Source organism: Chryseobacterium sp. MMO-72 (genome assembly GCF_037146035.1).
GTDB classification, from domain to species: domain Bacteria; phylum Bacteroidota; class Bacteroidia; order Flavobacteriales; family Weeksellaceae; genus Chryseobacterium; species Chryseobacterium indicum.
Map to the genome: position 1 here is coordinate 1 of NZ_JBBCWG010000020.1, position 22195 is coordinate 22195.

Consider the following 22195-nt stretch of genomic DNA (forward strand, 5'->3'; position numbering starts at 1 on the left):
ATTACTCGAAATTTTTTCAATGCAATCTAACTTAAATTCTAAACTATACTTTGATAATCCCATAAATAAAAATGCCCCTAAAAAGTGTCTAACTTTTTGGGGGCAGTCCAGTGATGAGAGGGATTTTTTATGTCATTGCGAGGAGCGAAGCAACGAAGCAATCTCGTTATAATTTATTAAGACTGGAAACCAGATAAGTAATTTATATTTTTATCTGACAATTTGGAAGCGCTTTTTGCAATTTATCCAATTCATTTTTTTCTATATTATTCCCTTTCAAGTCTAATTGCCTTAAATTTAATAGATTAAAAAAATTATCCGGCAAATGTGTTAGTTCATTATCTCTCAATTCTAGACGATGTAATTTTTTCAAATTACAAATTGATTTTGGTAACCATCTAATATTATTTTCACTTAGTAATAAAGACCGCAAATTACTAAGGTTTCCAAACTCTTCAGGAAGTGATTCCAATTCACAATTAATTGCTGCAAAACTTTCTAAATTAACACACTCTGTAAGCTCAATTGGTATTGATTTGACGGGGTTATCATTTATCGTTAAAATTTCAAGTTTTTTTAATAAACCTATAGATCTTGGGATTTCTTTAATTCTATTGTTATTAATATAAATCTCCTCAAGTTTCAATAAACTTCTAAAAATACTATCCGGTAAAGTCTCAAATTTATTGTAACCAATTTCAAAACAGGTAATATTTATATATTTGTCTATATCCTCCGGTAATTGAGACGACTTTCCTATCCAATTTTCATCATTTCCTAAGTCAAATGAAAAATAATCTTTAGGTAATAAAGTATTCATATTGAAGATATCTCTGAATTGTTAATACTAATCATTTTATCATAAAATTTATTATGTATTGTTATCAATTATTTCACACAAAGCCGTCACCACTTCGCGTTGTTTTCCATTCGGGTATTTTTCCGAATAGTTTTTCTGTAATGCCGAAGAATTGTAGTTATTACTTTCCAGCAGTTCTTCTGATAAGCTGAAAATATAATTGAGTTCTTTAGCTTCATCTGCATATTTTCCATTCGGGAAGAGATTTTCGTATTTTTGAACCAAATCATTGGCGGCAATAAATTCGTGTGTATCTTTAATCATCAGTGAACAGAAAGCTTCTTCACTGTCAATAAGAAATTTGTAAGAATCTACCGCCGATTCCCAGATGTTTTCTTCACAGGTTTCCGCGTCGAAGCCATACTCTAAAGCTTTGGTGTAGTGCGATGTTGCGCCCCAGTAATCATTCTTGGAAAGATAAATCATTGCGCCGATCTGATTATGGTAGACCGCTTTATTGTCAGGAAATCTTTCGAGTAAATTTTTAGAAAGATTTAAAGCTTCTTCGTAGTTTCCTGCCTGAATGGTATTAGAAAGTTCCCAGAAACCGTTTTTCTCTTCCTCTGATGCAAAATTGATTGCCATAGTGTATTAGTTTTAAATTTAGAGCCCTAAAGTATTAAAAATATTTCGGTAAGCGACATTAAAAGAATATTTTATAACAATAAAGTTGCCGTTACAATTACAGAAAATCCGGCTGTAACAGAGGCAGCTTATATTTTCTCTGCATTAGATTCCAGTTTCCTAATCAAATTCCCTTTCACCACCGTAAAAGCATGATCTTTCGCTTCCGCAAAAGAAATATCATATTTTCTTTCAATATATCTCAAATCTTCAGGAAATTTCGCAAGCAAGTCGTCGTAAAAATCATCTAAAAATTGTTTTGAAGGCAGTACATAATCTATTTTAAGCTGAAAACGTCTTAATAAAGCCGTATCAATGATTTCAGGATGATTGGTCGCACATAAAAGAAGCGCATTTTCCGGAAAGTAATCAATCAACTGAATGAGAGTATTTACGAGACGTCTCATTTCGCCCACATCTTTATCGTCGCTTCCTCTTGCTTTCCCGATCTGGTCGAGTTCATCAAGGAACAGAACGGATCTTTCTCTTGCCGCTTTATCAAAGATCATTTTGATGTTCTGGGAAGTTTCCCCGATTCTTGAAGAAACGATATTGCTTAAATTGAGGATGATGATGCTTTTTCTCAAAGCATTGGCAATGGCTTTTGCCGTCATTGTTTTTCCGCAGCCTGAACTTCCCTGAAGAAGAATTTTGTTGTTTACCGGAAGCCCAAATTCCAGAAGTTCTTTGGAAAATGTATTTTCTTTTATGAGCTGTACAAGCTGTTCTTTATTGTGGGGATCAAGGAAAACATCATTAAGGGTAACCTCTTCTTTGTCTTGAATAATAAGATTGTACAGATTCATTTTGCGAAAATTATATACAAAGATAAAGGTTATCCAACAAAAAAGCCGAACAAATGAATGTTCGACTTTCTATCGGCTATTATAAAAATTAAAATTATCTTCCTTAGTGTAAAATCTTGCTTTATGTTTTTTGTGCCCTTTTACTCGCGCTGAGTAAAAGAGCAGTCAATCTTTGCAGATTGAAAACATATAACAATATAATTTCGTCTTTTTGTTCAGGAACTGAATTTCTCCAGATCAGAACTTTCTAAATTAGTTTCTTTCTCTTCTTGCTGCTGCAAAATAAGAGGCGAATACTACTAAACATGTTGCAATTCCGATGTAAGTGATCATTTTGTTTAATTTTTAATTATTTGACTATTTATTATCAATTTTACATTTGCAATATTACGACTTTCAAACAAGGTTCCAAAATAAATAATCATGATGTATATCAGTGTTTTAAGTGGTTTTTGTTTAAGATTTAGATAAAAATAGTTTACAAATAATTAATATAAAAATGAAAAAATAATACGGCTTTTTTTGATTTATGTGTAAAAAATTATTGATCTGTTAATTATTTCACAGCTTGTATTTAAAAGTTGATAATCCAAAAAAGAAAAAATGCAATACATAATAACATTTTCGGGGACAATAATATCTCACTTATTTTTGACATTTAACCTCCGCAATATTAAGAAATGTTAGCATAGAAACTCTAAAAGGCACATTTTCGAGTATTTTTTTTGAATAAAAATTTTTAGAGCAGAACAAAAAGATGTTTTTTGGAATGAAAAATCAATGCTGTTTTTTAACAATTTAGTAAGAATTCATTGTCATTTTTCAAGAGAAAATATATATTGTTTAGAAATTCATGGAGTATAATAAGAAATTCAGATTTTTAACTGGAAAAATTTAAGTACATCGACAACAATTAGATTTTACAAGTATATGATTTGAAATAATTCATATTATTAAGAATTATTTTTTTAATTTTAGGTTTTAATTAAATGCTGCTAAGAGAAACTTACAGTCGAAAATTCAAACCAAATCCATTATTAGTATGAAAAATTTGAAAAAATTAAAAAGAAGCGAACTAAATGAAATCTTGGGAGGAGATAAAGTTTTACCTCCTGTAGACCAGTGTACCGGACAATATCCTTACGCAATTCCACCCAGTAATGGAGGCTGCCCTTCAGGCTATATCTATTGTTCATTCCCCAATTGCTGCTTTAAATCCGGGCAGATTGTCGTTTGTTACGATTAATAGAAAATAAACCCTTTTCCGGTACTGTTTCTATAAAGAATTCTGTACCGGAATTTTTCAGTTATCTAATACAATTTCTGATCTTTTTCACAGAAAAAACTCGTCCTTTTCCCTTTTCCGGTTTCTTTTTTCACAATTTCCAGACCGCATTTCGGGCATTTTTCCTGATGATACACTTCAAAATGTTTTCTCAGGACATTCGCTTTTTTCCATTTCTTAAAATCGAAACTGTAATTTCTGGCTTCTGCAATCAGTTCCTTTAATTTTTTTGAAGGTAAATTTTTAATAAAAGTTTCAGGATGAACTCCAATTCTGAATAAAGCCTCATTTTTAATGATATTTCCTACTCCCGCAAAAATATCCTGATCCATCAAAGCATCACAAACCATCATTTCAGGATTTGCTTTCATCCTTTCCTCTGCTTTTTCGGGATTCCACATATCACTCATTACATCAGCTTCCCAATCGATATCTTTTAAGAATTTATCTTTTACCGTTTTTACATTGCAGGTATAAAAATACATTCCGCCGTTCTTAAAAGTTAAGCCCAGACGAAGATTCTGCTCCTGATCTTTTCTTTCAAATAAGCTGTAAGAACCAAACATCAGCAAATGAATCCGGATATTGGCTTTATCAAAAATTAAAAACGTCTGCTTTCCGAAGATCTTTATTTCGCGTAAAACATGATCTTTAATTTCTGTAGTTTCAGTAATCGAATTTCCTTTTACCTCCATTACTTTTTCGCCTGCAAATTTCTGCAGATCTTCTTTCATCAGAACAATCGGTGGACCTTCGGGCATATTTTAAATTTTATATTGCAGGTCTTCAAAAATAGACCATTTTTCATTTTTAAATTCTGCAATTATTCTGCCACCGCTTGATTTTTTAGAATAAGGAATATAAAATGTTTTTTCATCGGATCCTTTTTTTATTCTGCCATAAAAAGTGCCCAATAAGCTTCTGTAATCATCGTTAAGTTGATATGCTTGAGTTTCTGAGAGAATCAAAACTCTTCTTTTCTGAGGATTTACTTTTTGAAAATATTCGCAATCCGAATCGTATAATTCAAACGAATAATGATTTTCCGAATTGCAATAAATGCTTGCATCCAGATCAATAATTTCTTCGTAAAGACTTATAAATTTACCTTTTTCAGATTTATGCAGAGGATTCAAATCGTCAAAATCAGAAATTCCATCACTATCAGTATCTTTAGATTGTGGATTCAAATAAATTAATTTTTCAAAAAAATCATTGTATCCGTCGTTATCAGAATCTTTTTTTATATCATCAAGATTAACTTCAAAAGTTAGATAATCTTTTACGGCTTCCATTTCTACAAACCGAATTTTTGATTTCACAGTAAGGAAACTTCCATCCAGATAAAGTTTATTATCCTTTATGAATTTTTCTTTTTGATTTCGATTGATGTGAGTGTTCTTGCTGAATCCGATATAATAAGCTTTCGATTTTTTCTTTTTTATTTCCAGAAGCCAATAGCCAAAAGAATTTTGTGCAAAAGCATACAAAGAATTTTTATCTTTCTGAAACTGAATGTAGCTGAATTGGTTATTAAAAAAAGAACTAAATTTTTCCTTTCCTTCCTTATTTTCTGCCTGCTTTTTAATAGATAGTTCCTGCGAAAGTGAGTCACCCAAACCATACATTTCATCATTTTCATAACTCGTATTATTTCTGTTTTCCTGAAGCTTTACATGTGCAGGATTATTAAACAGAATAGATTCCAGTGTATCTGTACTATTTAATAAACCCATTCCTGATCGGTAATGTTTTTGCCCGTCATCAAAACAGTTTTCCTGAGAAAACAAACAAACTGGAAATAACAGCAAAAAGATTTTCTTCATCAATTAAAATTTAGAACAATAATATTGATAAATTTTTTATTTATGCAATTCATTAAACATTTCAACATATTTTTCTTTGAACAGTCTTTCGGCATTTTCAGGAAAGCGGAAACCATCCGATCCTACGTAAATTTGTTTTGAATTAAAATCTTTATCCAAAATTCTTGTTTGATTGTATTTCGTTAACCAAACATCGAAATGTTCGATCAGTTTTGTGGCTTCGTCCAATAATTCAGGAGGTAAAGCATGACCGTTATTGATGAGCAGATCTCTGATGTGCTGATTGGATTTTAAAATAATTTCATCTTCATAAAATTTGTCATATTCCTTTATTTTAGAATATTTGTTCTGAAAAGCAAGCTTTAAACGGTTCATATGAATGTAAACCTGTCCTAACAATTCTACGGTATTTTTTCGCCATTCAAAATAAGCCGTATCTTTTTTAGATAGTGCTTCAAATTCCCTTTTCAAAACGGAATTGTATTTTTCTGTTCTTTTGTGAAAGAAATATGCGATTATTGCGGTTAAAAATCCTGTAACAATCGTGCTTCCAAGGATTTGTTTAAAAAATTCGGACATGATTTCAGTTTTTTGGAGTTAATAATCCTAAAATTACGATGAAAATCTGCAAAATGTCACAGGTATTTTACGGAAAAACAAAAGCGGGAAACACGATATTTTTCAGAAAAATTCTTCCGATTAGTTCGTAAAAAATAAAATTTGAAGTAATTTTGAAAAATGATGAACTTAAACCAGATTTTCACGAATCAGCGTACCGGAAACAATCCACAGACAAAGGCTTCAAGAACGGATTTTCAGAGGGATTTTGACAGAATTATTTTCTCTTCGGCTTTCCGGAGACTGCAGAATAAAACGCAGGTTTTTCCGCTTCCGGGAAGTGTTTTTGTACACAACCGTTTAACGCATTCACTGGAAGTTTCTTCTGTCGGAAGAAGTCTGGGAAGTGTAATGGGTGAGTTTATTCATGACGAATTTAAAAATGATCTTACTGAAGATTCCAAAAACTTTTACCTTCACAATTTAGGCAACGTTATTGCGGCGGCTTGTCTCTGTCACGATGTCGGAAATCCCGCTTTCGGACACTCCGGAGAAGATGCAATTGCGAGTTATTTTGAAAGAAATGTATCTGATTTAAAACCGAAATTCAACGAAAAAGAATGGGCAGATCTGGTGAATTTCGAAGGAAACGCCAATGCAATAAGGGTTCTGGCGCAGCAACAGCAGGGAAAAGATGCAGGAGGAATTCAGCTTACCTTTTCTACGTTGGCAAGTATCGCCAAATATCCTTGTGAAGCCATTGCTAAAAAGAAAGGAATCATCCATCGTAAAAAATTTGGATTTTTTCAGAACGAAAAAGATATTTTCCTTGAAATTGCAAAAGGCACGAATTTAATTTCAGAAAGCGAAGAACCTTATATTTTTAAGCGACATCCTTTTGTCTGGCTGGTTGAAGCTGCGGATGATATCTGTTACAATATTATTGATATGGAAGATGCACACCGATTGGGAATCGTTTCTACCGCGGACTGCAAAAACCTGTTCTTTGAATTGGTAAAATCTGAAACCGACGATATAAACAGAGTAAAAGACAAGCTGGATTCCATAGGAAACGAAAACGAACAGATTTCTTATTTAAGAGCCAAAGTAATCAATGCATTAATCAACAAATCGATTGAGCTTTATAAAAATAACTTTAATACCATTCTGGAAGGAAATTTAGAAAAAGGTCTTCTGGATATTTATAAGTCTGAAAATAATGCTTTACAGGATATTGAATCATTTTCCATTGAAAAAATCTACAACCATAAAGCGGTGGTGGAAATTGAAAATGCAGGTTATAATGTAATGTACGAATTGCTGGATCATTTTATTCCCTCCATTCTAAAATCACATGATGAAAGGAAATCTTACGACAAAAAAGCCTTAAAACTTTTACCCAAACAATTTGTATACGACGATGGAACCGATTACCAAAAAGTTCTGGGTGTGATCGATTTTGTCTCCGGAATGACCGACAATTATGCAACCGATCTTTACCGTAAAATTAAAGGAATCGACATCGGAATGACGGTGTAATTGCGGTTTAGTCAAATAAAATACTTACTACAATTAAAACTTCTTCAATTCATCATTGTTGAAGCTTTTTTACGTCTTAAACTGAACGTAAATTCTCTTTCTCTGTTGATAACAACTGCTGATTGTTATAGCTGTGCCATTCAATTATTTTTTATATATTTAAACAAACACAGGTAAGTGTGTTTCAACTCATTAAAATGTATAAACCATAAAAAATCAGATTATGACCTATTTCGGAATTATTGTTTTTATAGGATTAGTAACCTTATTTGCTTCTTTTTTCACAGTGAAACAGGAAACTGCAGCCATTGTGGAGCGACTCGGAAAATTTCACTCCGTCCGTCATGCAGGTTTACAGCTTAAAATTCCTTATCTGGACAGGATCGCAAAAAGGATGAACCTCAGAATCCAGCAACTGGATGTAATGATTGATACGAAGACTCTGGATAATGTTTTTGTGAAAATGAAGATTTCCGTTCAGTTTCAGGTGATCAGAACACAGGTTGCGGATGCTTTTTACAGGTTGGAAAGTCCGCACGATCAGATTACATCATATGTTTTCGATGTCGTAAGAGCCGAAGTTCCGAAATTAAAACTGGATGATGTATTCTTAAAAAAAGACGATATTGCCATTGCAGTAAAAGCGGAACTTCAGGAAGCGATGCAGAGTTACGGATATGATATCATCAAAGCTCTGGTTACAGATATTGATCCGGATGAGCAGGTGAAACACGCCATGAACAGAATCAACGCTGCGGAAAGAGAAAAAACAGCCGCAGAATACGAATCGGAAGCCCAGAGAATAAGAATTGTAGCCGTTGCAAAAGCCGAAGCAGAATCCAAAAAACTGCAGGGACAAGGTATTGCAGACCAGAGAAGAGAAATTGCAAAAGGTCTGGAAGAATCTATAAGAATGCTGAACAACGTTGATATCAACTCTCACGAAGCATCTGCGCTTATTGTTGTTACACAGCATTATGACACGCTTCATTCTGTGGGAGCAAGCAACAGAAGCAATCTTGTTTTACTGCCCAATTCTCCTACCGCAGCAAGCGGAATGCTGAACGATCTGGTTGTTGCCATGACTACCGCCAATACTGTAGGAGAAGCAACCAAAGGAAATTATCCCAAACCGCCGAATGATCACGATCACAATACAAACAACAGCAGATAAAGCAAAACCTCCGGAAATTCCGGAGGTTTTATTGTTTATTTTTTAGTTTTAGATATTTGCTTTACCAGAGTGTATTTTATGGAAGATCCGTCTGCGGGAGGATTTTCTATTTTTTCTGTTTTTACTTTTAAAACATATTCATAACCCGGTTCATAAGTAAAACCTTCGATATTGGTATAAAAATTCGTCCATGAATCTGAAGCGTTTTCTTTTACCTGAAGACATTTCATGGGGGCAACTCCGGTGCAGTCTGCGGTTTCAGGACCTACAATAAATGTTTTTTCGTTCGCAGAAGAAACGTTGGAAGAAGTTGTACATTGTGTAAGAATCATAACAAAAATTGCCGAAAACGTTACTTTTAAAAATGTTGTGAAATTTTTCATAAATAAAATTTTAGGACTGGGTTGCAATTACTGTGCCGTGAAATGATCTTAAATTCTACTTTTCCACAGGTTTTTTATCTGAAACTCCCCAAAATTTCTGTTTCCCGATCAGCAGTTCAAAAAACAGCCTGAAGTCTGAAATCAGCGACCAAAGCGGATATTTGAAGGTTGCAGGTCTGTTTTTTTCAATCACTGCATGACTGAACCACGCGAATCCGTACCCGAAAATCGGGACATACCAGAGAAAGCGTTCTTTTCCGGAGCTGATAACATATCCTATGACGAAAAAAACAAGCAATGTACCCAGAAAATGAAAGATTCTGGTTCCTGTTTTACTGTGTTCCGTAAGATAAAACTCGTAGAACTCTTTGAAGGTTTTAATTCTTTCTGACATGATTATTTGTACTTTAAAGTTCCAATCATAAAAGTTTCAGAAGCATTCAATGCACGTGAATTTTTAGTCAGTTCCTTTATCACCCCTTCATTCTTAATATAATTGGAATGAATAAAATAAGTGTCTCTGTTTTCGCGGGTAATGTAACCTGTATGAAAATCCAGTCCTACAATATATACCTGATTTTTATTTTTACCTAAAATATAATGCTCCAGATCCTGCCTTTTGCTGAAATATTTTATCTCTGTACAAAGTTTTTTAATCATTACAGATGAAGCCTGCTGCGCGAGATACGTTCTGTTAATATCAAAACCGTAATCCGATAAAGTATTCGTTACAAAATATCCGCAGGCAATACTTCCCTTCTTCGGCTCTCTGGAAGTTCCTGCAAATGACCATGGCGTTTTTGCCCAGTATTGAGGAACATCATTATTGATAAATTTAAAAAAATATTGCTTTTTCTCTGCTTCTGTTTTTTTATGAATTGCTGTTAAACATTCCTTATAACTCCGTTTTACTTCTGTACGGTTTCTTTGAGAATTGCCTTCATGATCAGATGTCTTTTTACAGCCTCCCAATATCAGAAGCGAAAAAACAAGCAGATATTTCATCATACAATTAAGCTTTACCCAATTTGCTGTTTCGGTATCCGTAGCAGAAATAAATTACCAAACCTATAGCAAACCACAGTCCAAACCAGAACCAGTTGTCATGGCTCATTCCTGTAAGAAGATATAAACATGAGCTTAAACCGATTAACGGAATCAGTGAAAGATTTTTAACAAATGCCAATACACAAAGCAGTAAGTTGACCAGAATAAAAAAGAAAATAGAAGCTCTGAATTCTCCTTCTTTAGGATCTTTCCAGTCCATTAAATTATGGAAAAAATCAGGCTGCCAGAAATAGAAAACCACTAATCCTCCAATGAAAATAAGAGGAAAAATAAGCTTCCCGTTCACGTAAGGCAAGTGAAATCTTCCTTTGATCTTTTCCTTTGCCGGAAGCATTAAAACTCCTGCACAAACCAAAACAAACGCGAAAATAGTTCCGATACTTGTGAAATCGAGGATGAAAGATTTATCGGTAAATAAAATCGGAATTCCGACAACAATTCCTGTAACCAAGGTTGCAAACGAAGGGGTTTTATATTTCGGATGTACCGTCTGAAATTTTTGAGGCATCAGTCCGTCACGGCTCATTGCGTACCAGATTCTCGGCTGTCCCATCTGGAACACCAAAAGAACGGTTGTAATGGCTACAATCGCTACAAACGACACAACAAGTTCCATCCATGCAATATTGGCGTTTCCTTTTTCAAAAATAAAGGAAAGCGGATCTCCAACACCGTCAAATTTTCTGTAATCTACCATTCCGGTAAGAACCAACGTTAAAGCAATATAAATAAATGTACACAATACCAAAGAAATGATCATTCCCTTCGGAAGTGTTTTCTGGGGATCTTTTGTTTCTTCCGAAAGCACACTTAAGGCATCAAACCCGATATAAGCGAAGAAAACCCCCGAAACCGCACTCATTACCCCCGCAAAACCATTCGGCATGAAAGAAGTAACCTGAGTTTCCGGATTTAAAGGCGTCCAGTTATCTGTATTAATGTAAGCAAATCCTACTAAAATCACCAAAACAATCACCGCTAATTTCAGGATTACCAAAGCGTTATTAAAGTTTTTACTTTCCTTAACTCCTACATAACAAAGCCATGTAATCAATCCGTTGATGACCAAAGCCGGAATATCAACGATGAATTTTAAACTTCCGATTAACGGAGCGTTCGTCCATGCATTAATAAGTTCCTTATTCTCGGAACCGCTCATAAAAGCTTTCTTAGCTTCCGTATAACTGCACGTAAGATAATCAGGAATATGCATTCCTAAACGGTGCAGAAAACTTGTAAAATAATCCGACCACGAAAAGGCGACGTAAATATTCCCGAAAGAATATTCCATAATCAGTGCCCAGCCGATGATCCATGCTATTAATTCCCCGAAACTTGCATACGCATAAGTATACGCGGAACCCGCAGTCGGGATTCTGCTGGCAAATTCTGCATAGCAAAGTGCAGTAAAACCGCACGCAAAACCACAAATCAAATATAATAAGATCACACCGGGACCTCCTCTGAAGACGGCTTCTCCCAAACTGCTGAAACTTCCGGCTCCGATGATGGCGGCAATACCAAAAAATACGATGTCCCAAACACCCAAAACCCTCAATAAACTTGTAGATGTGTCTGTATCTGAATAGATTTTTCTTCTAAAAAGTTGATTCATTCAATTCTATATTTGATTCGAAAAAAGCAAATGTAATTATTTCTCCGAAATAATTTTTATTTTCTTAATGTTTCTTATCAGAAAGTTAAGAAGTCTTAAAAAAAAAATTGGTTACTAACAATGTGTTAAAACGCTTGCTTATACAATATCTTTTCAATATTTTCGTTGATAAATTGTGGATAAAAATTCCCGTAATTTTAAATATCTGAACCTGATTTTCAGGCTTCTTCATGTTAAAATTTAAAATTAATGAAATCGAAAAAAATACTTTTAGCGGCTGCTGTAATGTATTTCGGGATCTCCGATGCGCAACAGTCTCAGTACTTTACTCAAAAAGAAAACTACAGATTCAATCTCGCTGAAAATCTTTATCAGACCAAAATATACAACGCTTCACAATACGAATACGCCAGACAATACTTCTACAATCAGCATTTGTCGCGTTCAAGAAAAGAGGCTGCGCAGTTTTTTGATAACGTGATCGGCGTCATTCTTCAGAAAAATCATGCGGAAGAAGGATTAACCGCTTTTATGAAAGAATATCCGAACTCTGCGTATTTTGCACAGGCAAATTTACCGTTGGCTGATTATTATTTGGCTAAAAAAGATTTCGCCAAAGCTCTGGAAACTCTGAAAAAAGTAAACCAGTATCAGCTTTCCAAAGAAGAAAATACACAATACATTCTGAAATTAGGATATGCTAAATTCATGATGGGCGATTCCAAAGGCGCAACAGATGCACTGGAAGAAGCTTATAAAACGGCAGACCAGTCTCAAAGAGGCGATATTGCTTATATGTTGGGACATTTATATTATTCTAACAGGCAGAATGATAAAGCGTTCCGTTATTTTGATTCCATTAAAGAAGAGCCAAAATATTCTAAGCTGGTGCGTCCTTATTATGTTCAGATGTACTATAATGATAAGGATTACGATAAGGCGATTTCCGAAGGAACTGCTTTACTGAATGAAGATATCTCGGAATCTTACAAAGCTGAAGTTCACAAGATCATTGGCGAAAGTTATTTCATGAAAGATGATTACACTTCGGCTTATCCGCATTTAAAAGATTATCTAAGCGTTCAGCAAAATCCGTCTGAAAACGATCTTTACGAGATGGGATTTGTAGCGGCTCAGCTTAAAAAATATGACGAAGCAGTTTCTTATTACAATCAATTACTGAACAGCAATTCGGCTTTGGCTCAGAATGCTTATTATCAGCTTGGAAATGCTTATCTGGCGGTTGGTAAAAAACAGGAAGCACTTTCTGCTTTCCGTTCTGCCTATCAGATGAATTATGATAAGAATGTAAAGAAGCTTGCGCATGAACAGTACGCCAAATTAAGCTACGACATTGGAAATCCGTTTGAAAGTGCTTCTACGGTAATTCAGAATTATATTAATGAAAACCAAAACGGCGCGAATGCTTCGGAAATGAGATCGCTTTTGGTAAAATCCTATTTATATTCCGGAAATTATAAAGAAACACTGAATGCGATTGACCGTTTACAGAGCTCAACACCGGAAATCAATAAAATCGATCAGGAAGTTTCTTATCTTTTGGGAACAGAAGAATTCAACAAAGGAAATTATGATGAAGCGGAAAATTATTTCTTAAGAAGTTTAGGATTCAACATCAATAAAGAATTCAACAACAGAGCATTATACTGGTTAGGACAGGTGTATTATCAGAAAGGAAACTACCCTTCCGCAATTGCCCGCTATGAAAAATTATTGGGTGAAAATTTCCCTGAAAAGCAGCAGCTTCCTTATGATTTAGGCTATGCTTATTTCAAATCTAAAAAATTTGATCAGGCAGAAACGTATTTTAAGCAATATTTAGCAAATCCGAAACCTGAATTTAAAAATGACGCAGAACTTCGTTTGGCAGATATTAATTACGCAAACAATAACCTGAACGAAGCGATTGCCATTTATGATAAAAACGAAGACGCAACAGATTATACACTGTACCAGAAAGCAATGGCTTTAGGATTTAAAGGTGATACTCAGGCGAAAATTACCAACCTGAAAAATCTTTTATCCAAATATCCGGATTCTGATTATTATGATGATGCACAATACGAAATCGGGACAGCTTACGCAGCGCAGGACGATTTCAGTAACTCGAATGATTACTTTAATAAAGTTATTAAAACTTCGTCTGATAAAGATTTGGTTGCCAATGCATCAATTTACAGAGCCCAAAATTATATTGACCAAAACCAAAGCGATAAAGCTTTGTCTGAACTGAGATCGCTTGGAGAACAATATAAAAATACAGCGTATGCTGAAAAAATCGTTCAGGCTGCAAAACCGATCTTTACAAAGAACGGAGATGTTTCCGGCTACGAAACTTTCGCAAGAAATCTAGGGGTTAATATTGATGCATCAGAAATTGATGAAATTAACTTATCGACAGCAAAACAGTATTTCACGAAGAAAGATTACAAAAATGCGATTTCTTACTACGAAAAATATTTAACGCAGAATCCGACCGGAGAAGGGCTTTATCAGGCAAAATATGAGCTTGGTGAAAGTTATTATCAGACCAAAGATACTACAAAAGCTCTGTTGGTTTTACAGGAAGTTGCCAATGTTCAGAATGATTATCAGGATGATGCACAAACCCGTTTAGCGCAAATCTATGTCAATCAAGGGAATACGGCTGAAGCTAAAAAATATCTTGAAAATATTAAAAACTCATCAGACGTCAACATTAAAAATTACGCCAATGTTGAGCTGATGAAAGTTTATGCCGATGAAAAGAATTTCTCTCAGGCTGAAAAATTAGCCGATGCGGTGATTGCCAACAATAAAAACTCCGCAGCGGTTATTGAGACGGCAAAAGTAATTAAGGCAAGAAGTCTGATGAATTCAGGAAAAGATAAAGATGCACAGTCGGCTTATACTTCTCTTGAAAAATCATCCAATACCTCAGTTGCCGCAGAATCTCTGTACGCGAAAGCTTATTATCAAAACAAAGGAAAAGCGTTTAAATCCTCTAATGAAACGATCTTTAAATTAGCCAATAATTATGCTTCCGAAGAATATTGGGGAGCAAAAGCGCTTGTTCTGATGGCGAAAAACTACGTTGGTCTGAAAGACAATTATCAGGCAAGTTATACCTGTGATCAGATCATTGAGAACTACAAGGATTTCCCTGAGATTGTTGCAGAAGCGAAGGAAGTTAAAAAGCAGATTAAAAAGTAAAAATATATTTAATGTATCAATTTATCAATGTAACAGTTTACCAATCAAACTTTACATTGCCGGATTGCTGCATTGATAAATTGGTACATTATTAATACAAAAAGTAATGAATAAAAGAATTCAATTATTATCCATCATATTTTTAGGGGTTTCGTCGGTAGCGTTTTCCCAGATCAAAGAAGAAAAACTGATTCTCAATAAAAAAAGGGAACCGGAAGTAAAGAAGATCGAAAAAAAGAAAACTTCGGTAGAGACCATTAAAAATTATCCGCCGGAAGAAAAATCTCAGAATCCTGTACAATACAAAATTACGGATGTTCCTGCGGTTTCGGATTTTAAAACATCAACCATTCAGGGAGCAGATGTTACTCCGAAATTCGAAGGTTCAGCGCAAAACAACTACATCCAGTTCGGAATGGGAAATTTCGGTAAAATTCTGGGCGATGCAAATATTTCGAAAACGCTGGAAAATAAAATTGAGGTTGGAGTGGATGCTCACTTTCTCTCAACACAGGGTTTAAAAAAGGAATACGACTGGGATTCTAAGCAAAGTTCGACCACTTTAGGAGCTTTTCTGAATTCTTACGGAGATAAAGGAAAATTCAATCTGAATGCTGAATATGGTTTAAACAGCTATAATTATTACGGAATTTATGCACTGACTCCGAGCAATGATGTTGATCTGGATCAAAGAGTCAATCAGTTTAAAGTAAATGGTTATTATGACTTTTATTCGAACGAAATTCTGAATGATGTGAGGGTGAAATCTTCATTTTTAAAAGATCATTTTGATGCTCAGGAAAATCAGGCTTCCGTTTTGGCTAACTTTTCGAAACATGGGGTTGAAATCGGCAAATCAGGTATCAGTCTGAATGCAGATTTAGGCGTTGGTTTGGAAACGGTAAAAACTGAATTTTCGATCAGAGATAAAAATTCGTCCAACTTTTTCAATACAAGTCTGAGCCCGAAAGTTACTTTCAGAAAAGGGGATTCTTACCTGAAATTAGGATCTCAGTTCGCGTTTCTGAATGGTAAAAACCAGAATAATCTGATGGCAGAGCAAATGAAAAACAATAAAACCTATTGGTTTCCGGAAGCGGAATTTCAGGTTGCTGCCGCACAGGAGTTTAAATTTTACGGAGGAGTTGACGGAGGTTTAAAGCTGAATACCTATTCGGATTTATTACAGCAGAATCCTTTCATCGTTTCTGACCAGTATTTAAGACCAACTGAAACAAAATATCATTTTTATGTAGGTTTAAGAGGAGATATTGATGAAACTTTTAAATATGATGTTTCCGCAGGATATGGAAAAATGAGAGATATTATGTTCTTTAAGGCCAATGATCTTTTTGACACGAATTTCACCCTGAACCGTTCTGCCTATAACTTCGCAAATACTTTTTCTGCGGTGTATGATGACGGAAATGTAGGAGATATCAAAGGTAGTTTACAGTATTTTCCTCTGGCAAATTTAGTGTTGGACGGAGAAGTAAAATTTACCAAGTTTGATCTTAAAAACTACGAAAACATCTATAATGTTCCCTTGGTTACTGCCACAATCGGAGCAAAATATACGATGTTGGATCAAAAATTATTGTTAGATTTTAAAGGGATTTTTGCCAGCGACAGAACAACGAATTCATTTATGATTCAGGGAGTTGGAAGTCCTCTATTCTATCAGTCAACAGAGAATACCAACGATAAGGTGGGAGGTTATGCAGATTTAAATTTGTCTGCAGAGTATAAAATTCACAAAAATTTCAGTATTTTCGCGCTTGGAAATAATCTTCTGAGCTCAAAATATCAGACGTACAAAGGATATAAAGTTCTGGGTGCACAGATTTTGGGAGGCGTGAAGATTACGTTCTAGAGTCTTAGGGTGGGAGAGTTTTTGTGTTTGAGTTTTTATTTATTCAGATTTAAAACTCTCTTAGTCTCAAACCCTACAACTCAAATACGGCTGCATAGTTTAATGGATAGAACTTCGGATTTCGGCTCCGACAGTGAGGGTTCGAATCCTTCTGCGGTCACTTTTAAGGACAGACATTTGATGTTTGTCCTTTTTTATTGATTATCATTGCCAATCATTTAAATCACTTTGATATATATCATTAATTTTTTTAAAAATTTATTATCTGGATTTATTCTAAATTAATATATTTGCATCATGAATATGATCGTTCCTTTCAAAGTAGCTCCATTAGCTCCTGCTTTTTCAATGAATACCGAAGAAATGTATTGCGGCGATAAGAAATCATGCTGCAAAAAATTTAAAAAGGGAAAAAGATGTAAAAAGTGTCCGGGAAGAAAGAAAATGGCTTAATTAAAGCTTTTTAACAGGAAATAGACCGCCAGAATTAATAAGACAATCCCGATAATAATTCTCGCGATTTTTGGCTGTCCATGAGGATTTGCAACAGTTCTTGGCTGTGACTTAAATAATTCCTCTGCCTTATCTTTAAATTTTTCCGAATTGTTTTCGAAAACTTCGGTAATCGTAATGCCCTGAACGGCTGTTTTGTGCAATAAAGAATTCGTAGCGTGAAGCAAAATCTGGAATTTACCGTCTTTAAATTCTGTTATTTTAAAAACTCTTTCTCCATAAGATTTTTCCAGTCCGAAAGGTAAAACTTTCACCACATCGGCATTTTGAGTCTGCCAATTAATGATGATCTCCTCTCCTTTTTTCGCATGAATTTTGTTTGCCGTAAAAGTTTTAATAGAAGGCGGAATATTGTACCTGAAGCTTTTCTGATGGCTTTCTAAATTCTGATCGTAAGAATGTCTTCTGCTTTTGTCGCTCAATGTTTCGTAAGCTTCCTGAATTTCACGGAACCGGTCTGCGAAAAAATCATCGTTATCGTTTTTATCAGGGTGATATTTTAAGGATAATTTTCTATACGCTTTTTTGATGTCTTCTTCCGAAGCATCGTGAGAAATCCCGAGAAAATAGTAGTAATCTTTCATTAAACTATGCAAAAATAAGGATTTTATTTTCTTTTTTAAACGCAAATGGCACGAATAATTTCACAAATAGCTCGAATAATGTTGTGCTATACTTCTAATTTTTTTCTTTAAAACAAAAAGTCGCATAAAGTAAAATTCCTAAAAACTCTTTGGTGTTTTATCTGTGTAGAAATCATATTAAGAGGACGTTCGGCGTTCCGTAGGAACGCTATCTTTAGAACATTTATCAAAATATCTCAAGCTTGTTTGTTTAAATATTTTTGATGTTTCGGTTCAGGCGGCTTCGCCGCCTGAACCGAAACCCTATTTTCTGAGATTGCTTCTTTGCTTTGCTCATCGCAATGACTGTAAAAAATTCCGGCTCGGGAAGCTTCGCTTCCCGAGCCGGAATTAAACAATTTCAATTGAGTTACGTTTTATTATGCTTCCGCAGCGTTTTCTTTTCTTTCAAAACCTCTGTGGCGGCATCTTGAAGCGAATTCTTTTTTAAACTTTCCTTTCAGCTCCTGATATTGCTCATCATTCATTTCTCTGATTTTATCCGCCAATCCGAAAGGAGATTTTTCTTTGATTCCGTATTCCTCAAAAATACCCTTTACAAATCTTTTTCTCTGCGCTGCTTTTTTAACAACTGCTGCAACTCCTACTATGGCTAAAGCAGCTAAAGCGCCTTTTAATACTGAATTTTTCATTTTTTCAAAATTTTAAATTTTACTACTTCTTGTTTTTTATATAGACGAATAAATGCTGAATTTACTTTACTACTTCTAAATTTTTATTTATTCGTTTGTTCTGTTGTGCCTGTTGAAAAACCCTGTTGAACAACGGTCTCTCCAAACTTCTTTGAATTTTTCCCTTTCTTCGGGTGTAAGATGCATCATTTTTTCTCTCATTTTCTTTTCTTTAAAATCTCTCATCCCTTTTCCGAAATGAAATCCTCCGAAAAGAATTTTACTTAAAATCAGAATTCCCATTGCCTGCCAGAAAGTAATGGATTTTACACCCAAAATTTCAGGGAGAAGGCAATTCCAGAGCGCCATCACGATCCATGTAACGCCTAAAAAAATCAATGGCGGACAAAGAATCAGAAAAATCCAGCCTTTTTTATGTTTATGATTCATATCTTTTTATTTACTAACTGTTTAAATCTTCGTATAATTTTTTCAATCGGTTTCTTAAATGTTTTACGGCGTAATTTTTACGGCTGATAATCGTTTTAATGTTTTCGCCATGCTCATCCGCAATTTCCTGAAGGGTTTTGTCATTGAGTTCATTTTCCACATAGACCAGTCTTTGCTTTTCTGGCAGTTCATCCAGAGCTTCGAAAAGTTTTTTCCAGATCTCATCCTGAAACATTTTAATTTCGGGACCTGCGCTTTCATCCATGAGCAGAATATCTTTGATGGAAAAATCTCCGTCTTCATCTTCGTAAACGAAATCTTCAAGATTCTCGGTTTTCTTCTTGCGGTATTTGTCCGTGATTTTATTTGCCGTTACTCTGTACAGCCAACCGCCAACATTCACAATCTCGGAAAGATTAGTAAGACTACTGAACTGATACCACACTTCCTGCAGAATATCCTCCGCATCCTCCGTATTTTTCACTTTCGGACGAATGTACGACATCAGCTTTCCTCCGTACTTTGAAACGGTCTGTGAGATGATATTTTCCTTCTCCTTCTGTGGCATTGTTATTTTTTCGACAATCTCCATATTGCTATGACGATTGAAAATTTTGTTTTACTTTAATAAATTTAAAATAATTTTTAAGAAATTAAGATTTTCTTTTATTCATCAGAATTTTAAAACACGAATAACACCAATATTTTTTTCGTTTATAACACAAATCCTTTTATTATGTTTAATTTTTAATGATGAAATTTTTGAAAGATCTATATCCCATTTATATTTAAACAAAAAAACGGAAAGCTAAACCTTCCGTTTCTATTTTAAATGGTATGTTTTTAATTCAGATAAATTCCAAAGTACCAAGTCCAGAGAATTAAAATAATCTGCATCGGAATTCTTTCTTTATACAGATAAGTCATTCCGGGACCTGTGAAATCCGCTTTAAAAATATTGATCTTTTTTCGGGATGAATTGATATTGGCAATGAATACCAAAACGTAAAAAACTATCAATAAAATGGCAGTCAGCTCACGAAGGGAAGGAATCATCAATCCGATTCCGGCTGCAACTTCAATAATTCCTGTTACATATACCCAAAATAGTTTTGCATGGATAAAATCCGGAATCATCATTGCCATTCCCTTTTGAAATTTAAAATGAGACAATCCTGTAAATATGATGAAAACAGCCATTCCCAGATTTCCGGAAAACAGAAAATTCCAGTCGCCCTGAAAAATTCTGGTTGCCAATAAAGCTAAAATGAATGTGGTAAAAAGAATGGTAAGTAATTTCATAAGATTTCCTTTTTGTTTCCCGCAGATACTTTTATCAACTATAAATATAGTTTAAAATAAGTGCAAAATCGTAGAAAATAATTATTTTTCGGCAAGCTCTTTTACAATTTGCAGCCCTTTGGTAAAACCTGTATTCATATGATCTTCCCAGTCTTTTTCAGTCTGAACTTCGGCATGAAGTTTTGTTTTGCCATCAAAATCAATTAAAAAATATTTTTCAAAGCAGCCGCTCCACTGTTTCACCTCCATGCTTTCTGTATCTTCGTTACCTGCTTCATCTCGCATTCCCAAATGTTTAAAAACAATCTGATCTGGTTTTTCCAGACTGTCTATTGTTGAAACCATTCCTGCTCCGGCTGCATTTACAAAATAGGTTTTTCCGCCTACTTTCCAGTCGGATTTCATAAAAGAAGCCGAATTCGGATTAAAAAATTTCGTCCACTCACTGTAGGTGTGTTCATTCCACAAAACGTCCCAGATTTTTTCTTTCGGAGCGTTAATGATAATTTCATACGATAAAGTTTCCATAATGTTTTTATTCAATTTTAAAACTGATTTTCAGACAAATGCTTCACATTGGAAAGTGCATTGGGGAAATTTTCTTCGAAAAAGCTTTTAAACTCTTCGGAAGTCTGAATTTCAACGGTAAGATGCGTTGTATTTTCGTTTTCTGTTAAAATATAATTTTCTGTCCCACTTTCAAAGTTCTGCGGTGTTTCAACGCCATTATAAATTTCACCAAGATGTTGAAAGGTAATTTCTTCATTGGGAACAAGCTTCACAATTTTGCTGAACATCCCGTTATTCTGAGGATCCAAAAATTTAATAATTTCATTTTCTTTTAAATTTCCCTGATAAAAAGAACCTTCTCTGAATGCTGAAGTCCACTGTCTGAAAGAAAAATCATCCCAGAGCACACTCCACACTTTTTCCGGTTCAGCATTGATCTGAATATCAAAATGTAATTTTTCCATAAAAAATATATAAACTAGCTGTTATTTTAAATACGATGTTACCCGCCTACGAAATCTCCGCCGTTAATGTGAATAATTTCTCCCGTTATAAAACTGGAATCTTCCGAAGCCAGAAAAACATAAGCCGGAGCAACTTCCGATGGCTGCCCTGCACGTTTTAACGGGTTATCTTTTCCAAAGCTTGAGAGATCGTCGAAAGTTTCCTTCACAAGAGGAGTCCAGATCGGACCGGGAGCAACGCCGTTGACTAAAATCCCTTTCTCTGCGATATTGGTTGCCAGAGAACGGATGAATGTTGCGATAGCACCTTTCGTAGCAGAATAATCAATCAGATGATCGCTTCCGCGGTACGCCGTTACTGATGTGGTACAGATAATCCGGCTGCCATTTTTCATAAGGGTTAAAAGATCTCTGGTGAGAGCAATCATAGAAATAATATTGACATTAAAAGTTTCGAGAATCTGATCATCAGAAATATTTTTAATATCATTTTCCGGAAACTGAATACCCGCATTGTTTACAAGAACATCTAAGGTTTTCCAGTCTTTTTTAAGTGAATCCACGCATTTTTTTCTGAAGGACTTTTCGGAGACGTCTCCTTTCATCAGAATACATTTCCGCCCTTCTTTTTCTACGAGATTCTGAGTTTCTTTTGCATCATCGTCACTTTCTTTGTAGATAATCACAACATCTGCTCCTTCCCTCGCAAAATGAACGGCAACCGCCTGTCCTATTCCGCTGTCTCCACCTGAAATTAAGGCTTTTTTACCCTTTAGTTTATCGCTTCCTTTATAATTTTCACGGATGATTTCAGGAAATACCCCGTCTTCAGGAACTTTTGACTTTGAGTCTGACTTGTTCTGTGTCTTCATAAGCAA

Annotated in this window: 24 protein-coding genes and 1 tRNA gene; 7 read left to right on the forward strand and 18 right to left on the reverse strand. The window is 34.8% G+C overall.

What is annotated here, in order from left to right; all coding sequences use genetic code 11:
* Nucleotides 1–202: 202 nt before the first annotated feature.
* From WFH39_RS19670 to WFH39_RS19680, 3 genes are all read right to left on the reverse strand, one after another.
* Nucleotides 203–820 (reverse strand): leucine-rich repeat domain-containing protein, encoded by a 618-nt coding sequence (locus tag WFH39_RS19670; RefSeq protein ID WP_336691143.1) that lies wholly within the window; start codon nucleotides 818–820, stop codon nucleotides 203–205.
* 51 nt (nucleotides 821–871) lie between these two features.
* Nucleotides 872–1444 carry a hypothetical protein gene (locus WFH39_RS19675; RefSeq protein WP_336691144.1) on the reverse strand — a complete coding sequence of 191 codons (573 nt, stop codon included), beginning with the start codon at nucleotides 1442–1444 and terminating at the stop codon, nucleotides 872–874.
* Nucleotides 1445–1572: 128 nt separating this feature from the next.
* Entirely contained in the window at nucleotides 1573–2289 is a 717-nt protein-coding gene (locus WFH39_RS19680) for an AAA family ATPase (protein ID WP_336691145.1), read from the reverse strand.
* A gap of 1042 nt (nucleotides 2290–3331) precedes the next feature.
* Between WFH39_RS19680 and WFH39_RS19685 the strand changes: the two genes are divergently transcribed.
* Nucleotides 3332–3535, forward strand: a complete 204-nt coding sequence (locus tag WFH39_RS19685) for a hypothetical protein (protein WP_336691146.1) — start codon at nucleotides 3332–3334, stop codon at nucleotides 3533–3535.
* Between the two features lie 65 nt (nucleotides 3536–3600).
* Here WFH39_RS19685 and WFH39_RS19690 read toward each other — a convergent pair whose 3' ends face one another.
* Genes WFH39_RS19690 through WFH39_RS19700 form a run of 3 tightly spaced genes read right to left on the reverse strand, consistent with a single transcriptional unit; the run spans nucleotide 3601 to nucleotide 5979 of the window.
* Entirely contained in the window at nucleotides 3601–4335 is a 735-nt protein-coding gene (locus WFH39_RS19690) for an endonuclease (RefSeq protein WP_336691147.1), read from the reverse strand.
* A gap of 3 nt (nucleotides 4336–4338) precedes the next feature.
* A complete protein-coding gene (locus tag WFH39_RS19695) occupies nucleotides 4339–5400 on the reverse strand; it encodes a hypothetical protein (protein WP_336691148.1) in 1062 nt (353 codons plus the stop codon).
* Nucleotides 5401–5436: 36 nt separating this feature from the next.
* Nucleotides 5437–5979: a hypothetical protein gene (locus WFH39_RS19700; RefSeq protein ID WP_336691149.1), complete on the reverse strand. Its 543-nt coding sequence runs from the start codon at nucleotides 5977–5979 to the stop codon at nucleotides 5437–5439.
* A 162-nt stretch (nucleotides 5980–6141) separates the two neighbouring features.
* On the opposite strand from WFH39_RS19700, the gene WFH39_RS19705 reads away from it, so the two are divergent.
* Both WFH39_RS19705 and WFH39_RS19710 read left to right on the forward strand, forming a co-directional pair.
* A complete protein-coding gene (locus tag WFH39_RS19705) occupies nucleotides 6142–7497 on the forward strand; it encodes a deoxyguanosinetriphosphate triphosphohydrolase (protein WP_336691191.1) in 1356 nt (451 codons plus the stop codon).
* Nucleotides 7498–7720: 223 nt separating this feature from the next.
* The gene (locus tag WFH39_RS19710; protein WP_336691150.1) at nucleotides 7721–8671 is read left to right on the forward strand and encodes an SPFH domain-containing protein; all 951 of its coding nucleotides are present in this window, start codon (nucleotides 7721–7723) and stop codon (nucleotides 8669–8671) included.
* Nucleotides 8672–8706: 35 nt separating this feature from the next.
* On the opposite strand, the gene WFH39_RS19715 is transcribed toward WFH39_RS19710, so the two are convergent.
* The 4 genes from WFH39_RS19715 to WFH39_RS19730 are packed head-to-tail and all read right to left on the reverse strand — an operon-like array spanning nucleotide 8707 to nucleotide 11737.
* On the reverse strand, nucleotides 8707–9054 hold the full coding sequence (locus WFH39_RS19715; RefSeq protein ID WP_336691151.1) for a DUF4377 domain-containing protein: 348 nt from the start codon (nucleotides 9052–9054) through the stop codon (nucleotides 8707–8709).
* A 55-nt stretch (nucleotides 9055–9109) separates the two neighbouring features.
* Entirely contained in the window at nucleotides 9110–9448 is a 339-nt protein-coding gene (locus WFH39_RS19720; protein ID WP_336691152.1) for a DUF962 domain-containing protein, read from the reverse strand.
* A 2-nt stretch (nucleotides 9449–9450) separates the two neighbouring features.
* Nucleotides 9451–10062 (reverse strand): hypothetical protein, encoded by a 612-nt coding sequence (locus tag WFH39_RS19725; protein WP_336691153.1) that lies wholly within the window; start codon nucleotides 10060–10062, stop codon nucleotides 9451–9453.
* A 4-nt stretch (nucleotides 10063–10066) separates the two neighbouring features.
* Nucleotides 10067–11737 (reverse strand): APC family permease, encoded by a 1671-nt coding sequence (locus tag WFH39_RS19730; protein ID WP_336691154.1) that lies wholly within the window; start codon nucleotides 11735–11737, stop codon nucleotides 10067–10069.
* 249 nt (nucleotides 11738–11986) lie between these two features.
* On the opposite strand from WFH39_RS19730, the gene WFH39_RS19735 reads away from it, so the two are divergent.
* The 4 genes from WFH39_RS19735 (at nucleotide 11987) to WFH39_RS19750 (ending at nucleotide 17276) form a co-directional block, all read left to right on the forward strand.
* Nucleotides 11987–14950 carry a tetratricopeptide repeat protein gene (locus tag WFH39_RS19735; protein ID WP_336691155.1) on the forward strand — a complete coding sequence of 988 codons (2964 nt, stop codon included), beginning with the start codon at nucleotides 11987–11989 and terminating at the stop codon, nucleotides 14948–14950.
* A gap of 106 nt (nucleotides 14951–15056) precedes the next feature.
* A complete protein-coding gene (locus WFH39_RS19740; protein WP_336691156.1) occupies nucleotides 15057–16823 on the forward strand; it encodes a TonB-dependent receptor in 1767 nt (588 codons plus the stop codon).
* A gap of 88 nt (nucleotides 16824–16911) precedes the next feature.
* A tRNA-Arg gene (locus WFH39_RS19745) sits at nucleotides 16912–16983 on the forward strand.
* Nucleotides 16984–17120: 137 nt separating this feature from the next.
* A complete protein-coding gene (locus WFH39_RS19750; RefSeq protein ID WP_165796735.1) occupies nucleotides 17121–17276 on the forward strand; it encodes a hypothetical protein in 156 nt (51 codons plus the stop codon).
* Here the strand turns inward: WFH39_RS19750 and WFH39_RS19755 are convergent.
* The 8 genes from WFH39_RS19755 to WFH39_RS19790 all read right to left on the reverse strand — a co-directional run bounded on the left by WFH39_RS19755 (nucleotide 17273) and on the right by WFH39_RS19790 (nucleotide 22189).
* Complete coding sequence (locus WFH39_RS19755; RefSeq protein ID WP_271161537.1) at nucleotides 17273–17920, reverse strand: J domain-containing protein; 648 nt, start codon at nucleotides 17918–17920, stop codon at nucleotides 17273–17275. The two genes, WFH39_RS19750 and WFH39_RS19755, sit on opposite strands and share 4 nt — an antisense overlap.
* Nucleotides 17921–18339: 419 nt before the next feature.
* Nucleotides 18340–18612, reverse strand: coding sequence for a hypothetical protein (locus tag WFH39_RS19760; RefSeq protein WP_336691157.1), 273 nt, complete (start codon nucleotides 18610–18612; stop codon nucleotides 18340–18342).
* Between the two features lie 87 nt (nucleotides 18613–18699).
* Nucleotides 18700–19041, reverse strand: a complete 342-nt coding sequence (locus WFH39_RS19765) for a hypothetical protein (RefSeq protein WP_076394606.1) — start codon at nucleotides 19039–19041, stop codon at nucleotides 18700–18702.
* Between the two features lie 13 nt (nucleotides 19042–19054).
* A complete protein-coding gene (locus WFH39_RS19770; protein ID WP_228408211.1) occupies nucleotides 19055–19609 on the reverse strand; it encodes an RNA polymerase sigma factor in 555 nt (184 codons plus the stop codon).
* A gap of 275 nt (nucleotides 19610–19884) precedes the next feature.
* Nucleotides 19885–20343 (reverse strand): DoxX family protein, encoded by a 459-nt coding sequence (locus WFH39_RS19775; RefSeq protein ID WP_336691158.1) that lies wholly within the window; start codon nucleotides 20341–20343, stop codon nucleotides 19885–19887.
* 81 nt (nucleotides 20344–20424) lie between these two features.
* The gene (locus tag WFH39_RS19780; RefSeq protein ID WP_336691159.1) at nucleotides 20425–20871 is read right to left on the reverse strand and encodes an SRPBCC family protein; all 447 of its coding nucleotides are present in this window, start codon (nucleotides 20869–20871) and stop codon (nucleotides 20425–20427) included.
* Between the two features lie 17 nt (nucleotides 20872–20888).
* Complete coding sequence (locus tag WFH39_RS19785; RefSeq protein ID WP_235130332.1) at nucleotides 20889–21317, reverse strand: SRPBCC domain-containing protein; 429 nt, start codon at nucleotides 21315–21317, stop codon at nucleotides 20889–20891.
* 38 nt (nucleotides 21318–21355) lie between these two features.
* Nucleotides 21356–22189 (reverse strand): SDR family oxidoreductase, encoded by an 834-nt coding sequence (locus tag WFH39_RS19790; protein WP_336691160.1) that lies wholly within the window; start codon nucleotides 22187–22189, stop codon nucleotides 21356–21358.
* Between the last annotated feature and the right edge of the window lie 6 nt (nucleotides 22190–22195).

Bases quoted from the DNA above. Each gene is read 5' to 3' on its own strand.
- WFH39_RS19790 (WP_336691160.1), bottom strand. From the start codon at position 22,189: ATGAAGACACAGAACAAGTCAGACTCAAAGTCAAAAGTTCCTGAAGAC.
- WFH39_RS19710 (WP_336691150.1), top strand. From the start codon at position 7,721: ATGACCTATTTCGGAATTATTGTTTTTATAGGATTAGTAACCTTATTT.
- WFH39_RS19715 (WP_336691151.1), bottom strand. From the start codon at position 9,054: ATGAAAAATTTCACAACATTTTTAAAAGTAACGTTTTCGGCAATTTTT.
- WFH39_RS19725 (WP_336691153.1), bottom strand. From the start codon at position 10,062: ATGATGAAATATCTGCTTGTTTTTTCGCTTCTGATATTGGGAGGCTGT.
- WFH39_RS19720 (WP_336691152.1), bottom strand. From the start codon at position 9,448: ATGTCAGAAAGAATTAAAACCTTCAAAGAGTTCTACGAGTTTTATCTT.
- WFH39_RS19700 (WP_336691149.1), bottom strand. From the start codon at position 5,979: ATGTCCGAATTTTTTAAACAAATCCTTGGAAGCACGATTGTTACAGGA.
- WFH39_RS19705 (WP_336691191.1), top strand. From the start codon at position 6,142: ATGAACTTAAACCAGATTTTCACGAATCAGCGTACCGGAAACAATCCA.
- WFH39_RS19735 (WP_336691155.1), top strand. From the start codon at position 11,987: ATGAAATCGAAAAAAATACTTTTAGCGGCTGCTGTAATGTATTTCGGG.
- WFH39_RS19740 (WP_336691156.1), top strand. From the start codon at position 15,057: ATGAATAAAAGAATTCAATTATTATCCATCATATTTTTAGGGGTTTCG.
- WFH39_RS19690 (WP_336691147.1), bottom strand. From the start codon at position 4,335: ATGCCCGAAGGTCCACCGATTGTTCTGATGAAAGAAGATCTGCAGAAA.
- WFH39_RS19760 (WP_336691157.1), bottom strand. From the start codon at position 18,612: ATGAAAAATTCAGTATTAAAAGGCGCTTTAGCTGCTTTAGCCATAGTA.
- WFH39_RS19730 (WP_336691154.1), bottom strand. From the start codon at position 11,737: ATGAATCAACTTTTTAGAAGAAAAATCTATTCAGATACAGACACATCT.
- WFH39_RS19695 (WP_336691148.1), bottom strand. From the start codon at position 5,400: ATGAAGAAAATCTTTTTGCTGTTATTTCCAGTTTGTTTGTTTTCTCAG.
- WFH39_RS19755 (WP_271161537.1), bottom strand. From the start codon at position 17,920: ATGAAAGATTACTACTATTTTCTCGGGATTTCTCACGATGCTTCGGAA.
- WFH39_RS19685 (WP_336691146.1), top strand. From the start codon at position 3,332: ATGAAAAATTTGAAAAAATTAAAAAGAAGCGAACTAAATGAAATCTTG.
- WFH39_RS19750 (WP_165796735.1), top strand. From the start codon at position 17,121: ATGAATATGATCGTTCCTTTCAAAGTAGCTCCATTAGCTCCTGCTTTT.
- WFH39_RS19785 (WP_235130332.1), bottom strand. From the start codon at position 21,317: ATGGAAAAATTACATTTTGATATTCAGATCAATGCTGAACCGGAAAAA.
- WFH39_RS19765 (WP_076394606.1), bottom strand. From the start codon at position 19,041: ATGAATCATAAACATAAAAAAGGCTGGATTTTTCTGATTCTTTGTCCG.
- WFH39_RS19680 (WP_336691145.1), bottom strand. From the start codon at position 2,289: ATGAATCTGTACAATCTTATTATTCAAGACAAAGAAGAGGTTACCCTT.
- WFH39_RS19670 (WP_336691143.1), bottom strand. From the start codon at position 820: ATGAATACTTTATTACCTAAAGATTATTTTTCATTTGACTTAGGAAAT.
- WFH39_RS19675 (WP_336691144.1), bottom strand. From the start codon at position 1,444: ATGGCAATCAATTTTGCATCAGAGGAAGAGAAAAACGGTTTCTGGGAA.
- WFH39_RS19780 (WP_336691159.1), bottom strand. From the start codon at position 20,871: ATGGAAACTTTATCGTATGAAATTATCATTAACGCTCCGAAAGAAAAA.
- WFH39_RS19770 (WP_228408211.1), bottom strand. From the start codon at position 19,609: ATGCCACAGAAGGAGAAGGAAAATATCATCTCACAGACCGTTTCAAAG.
- WFH39_RS19775 (WP_336691158.1), bottom strand. From the start codon at position 20,343: ATGAAATTACTTACCATTCTTTTTACCACATTCATTTTAGCTTTATTG.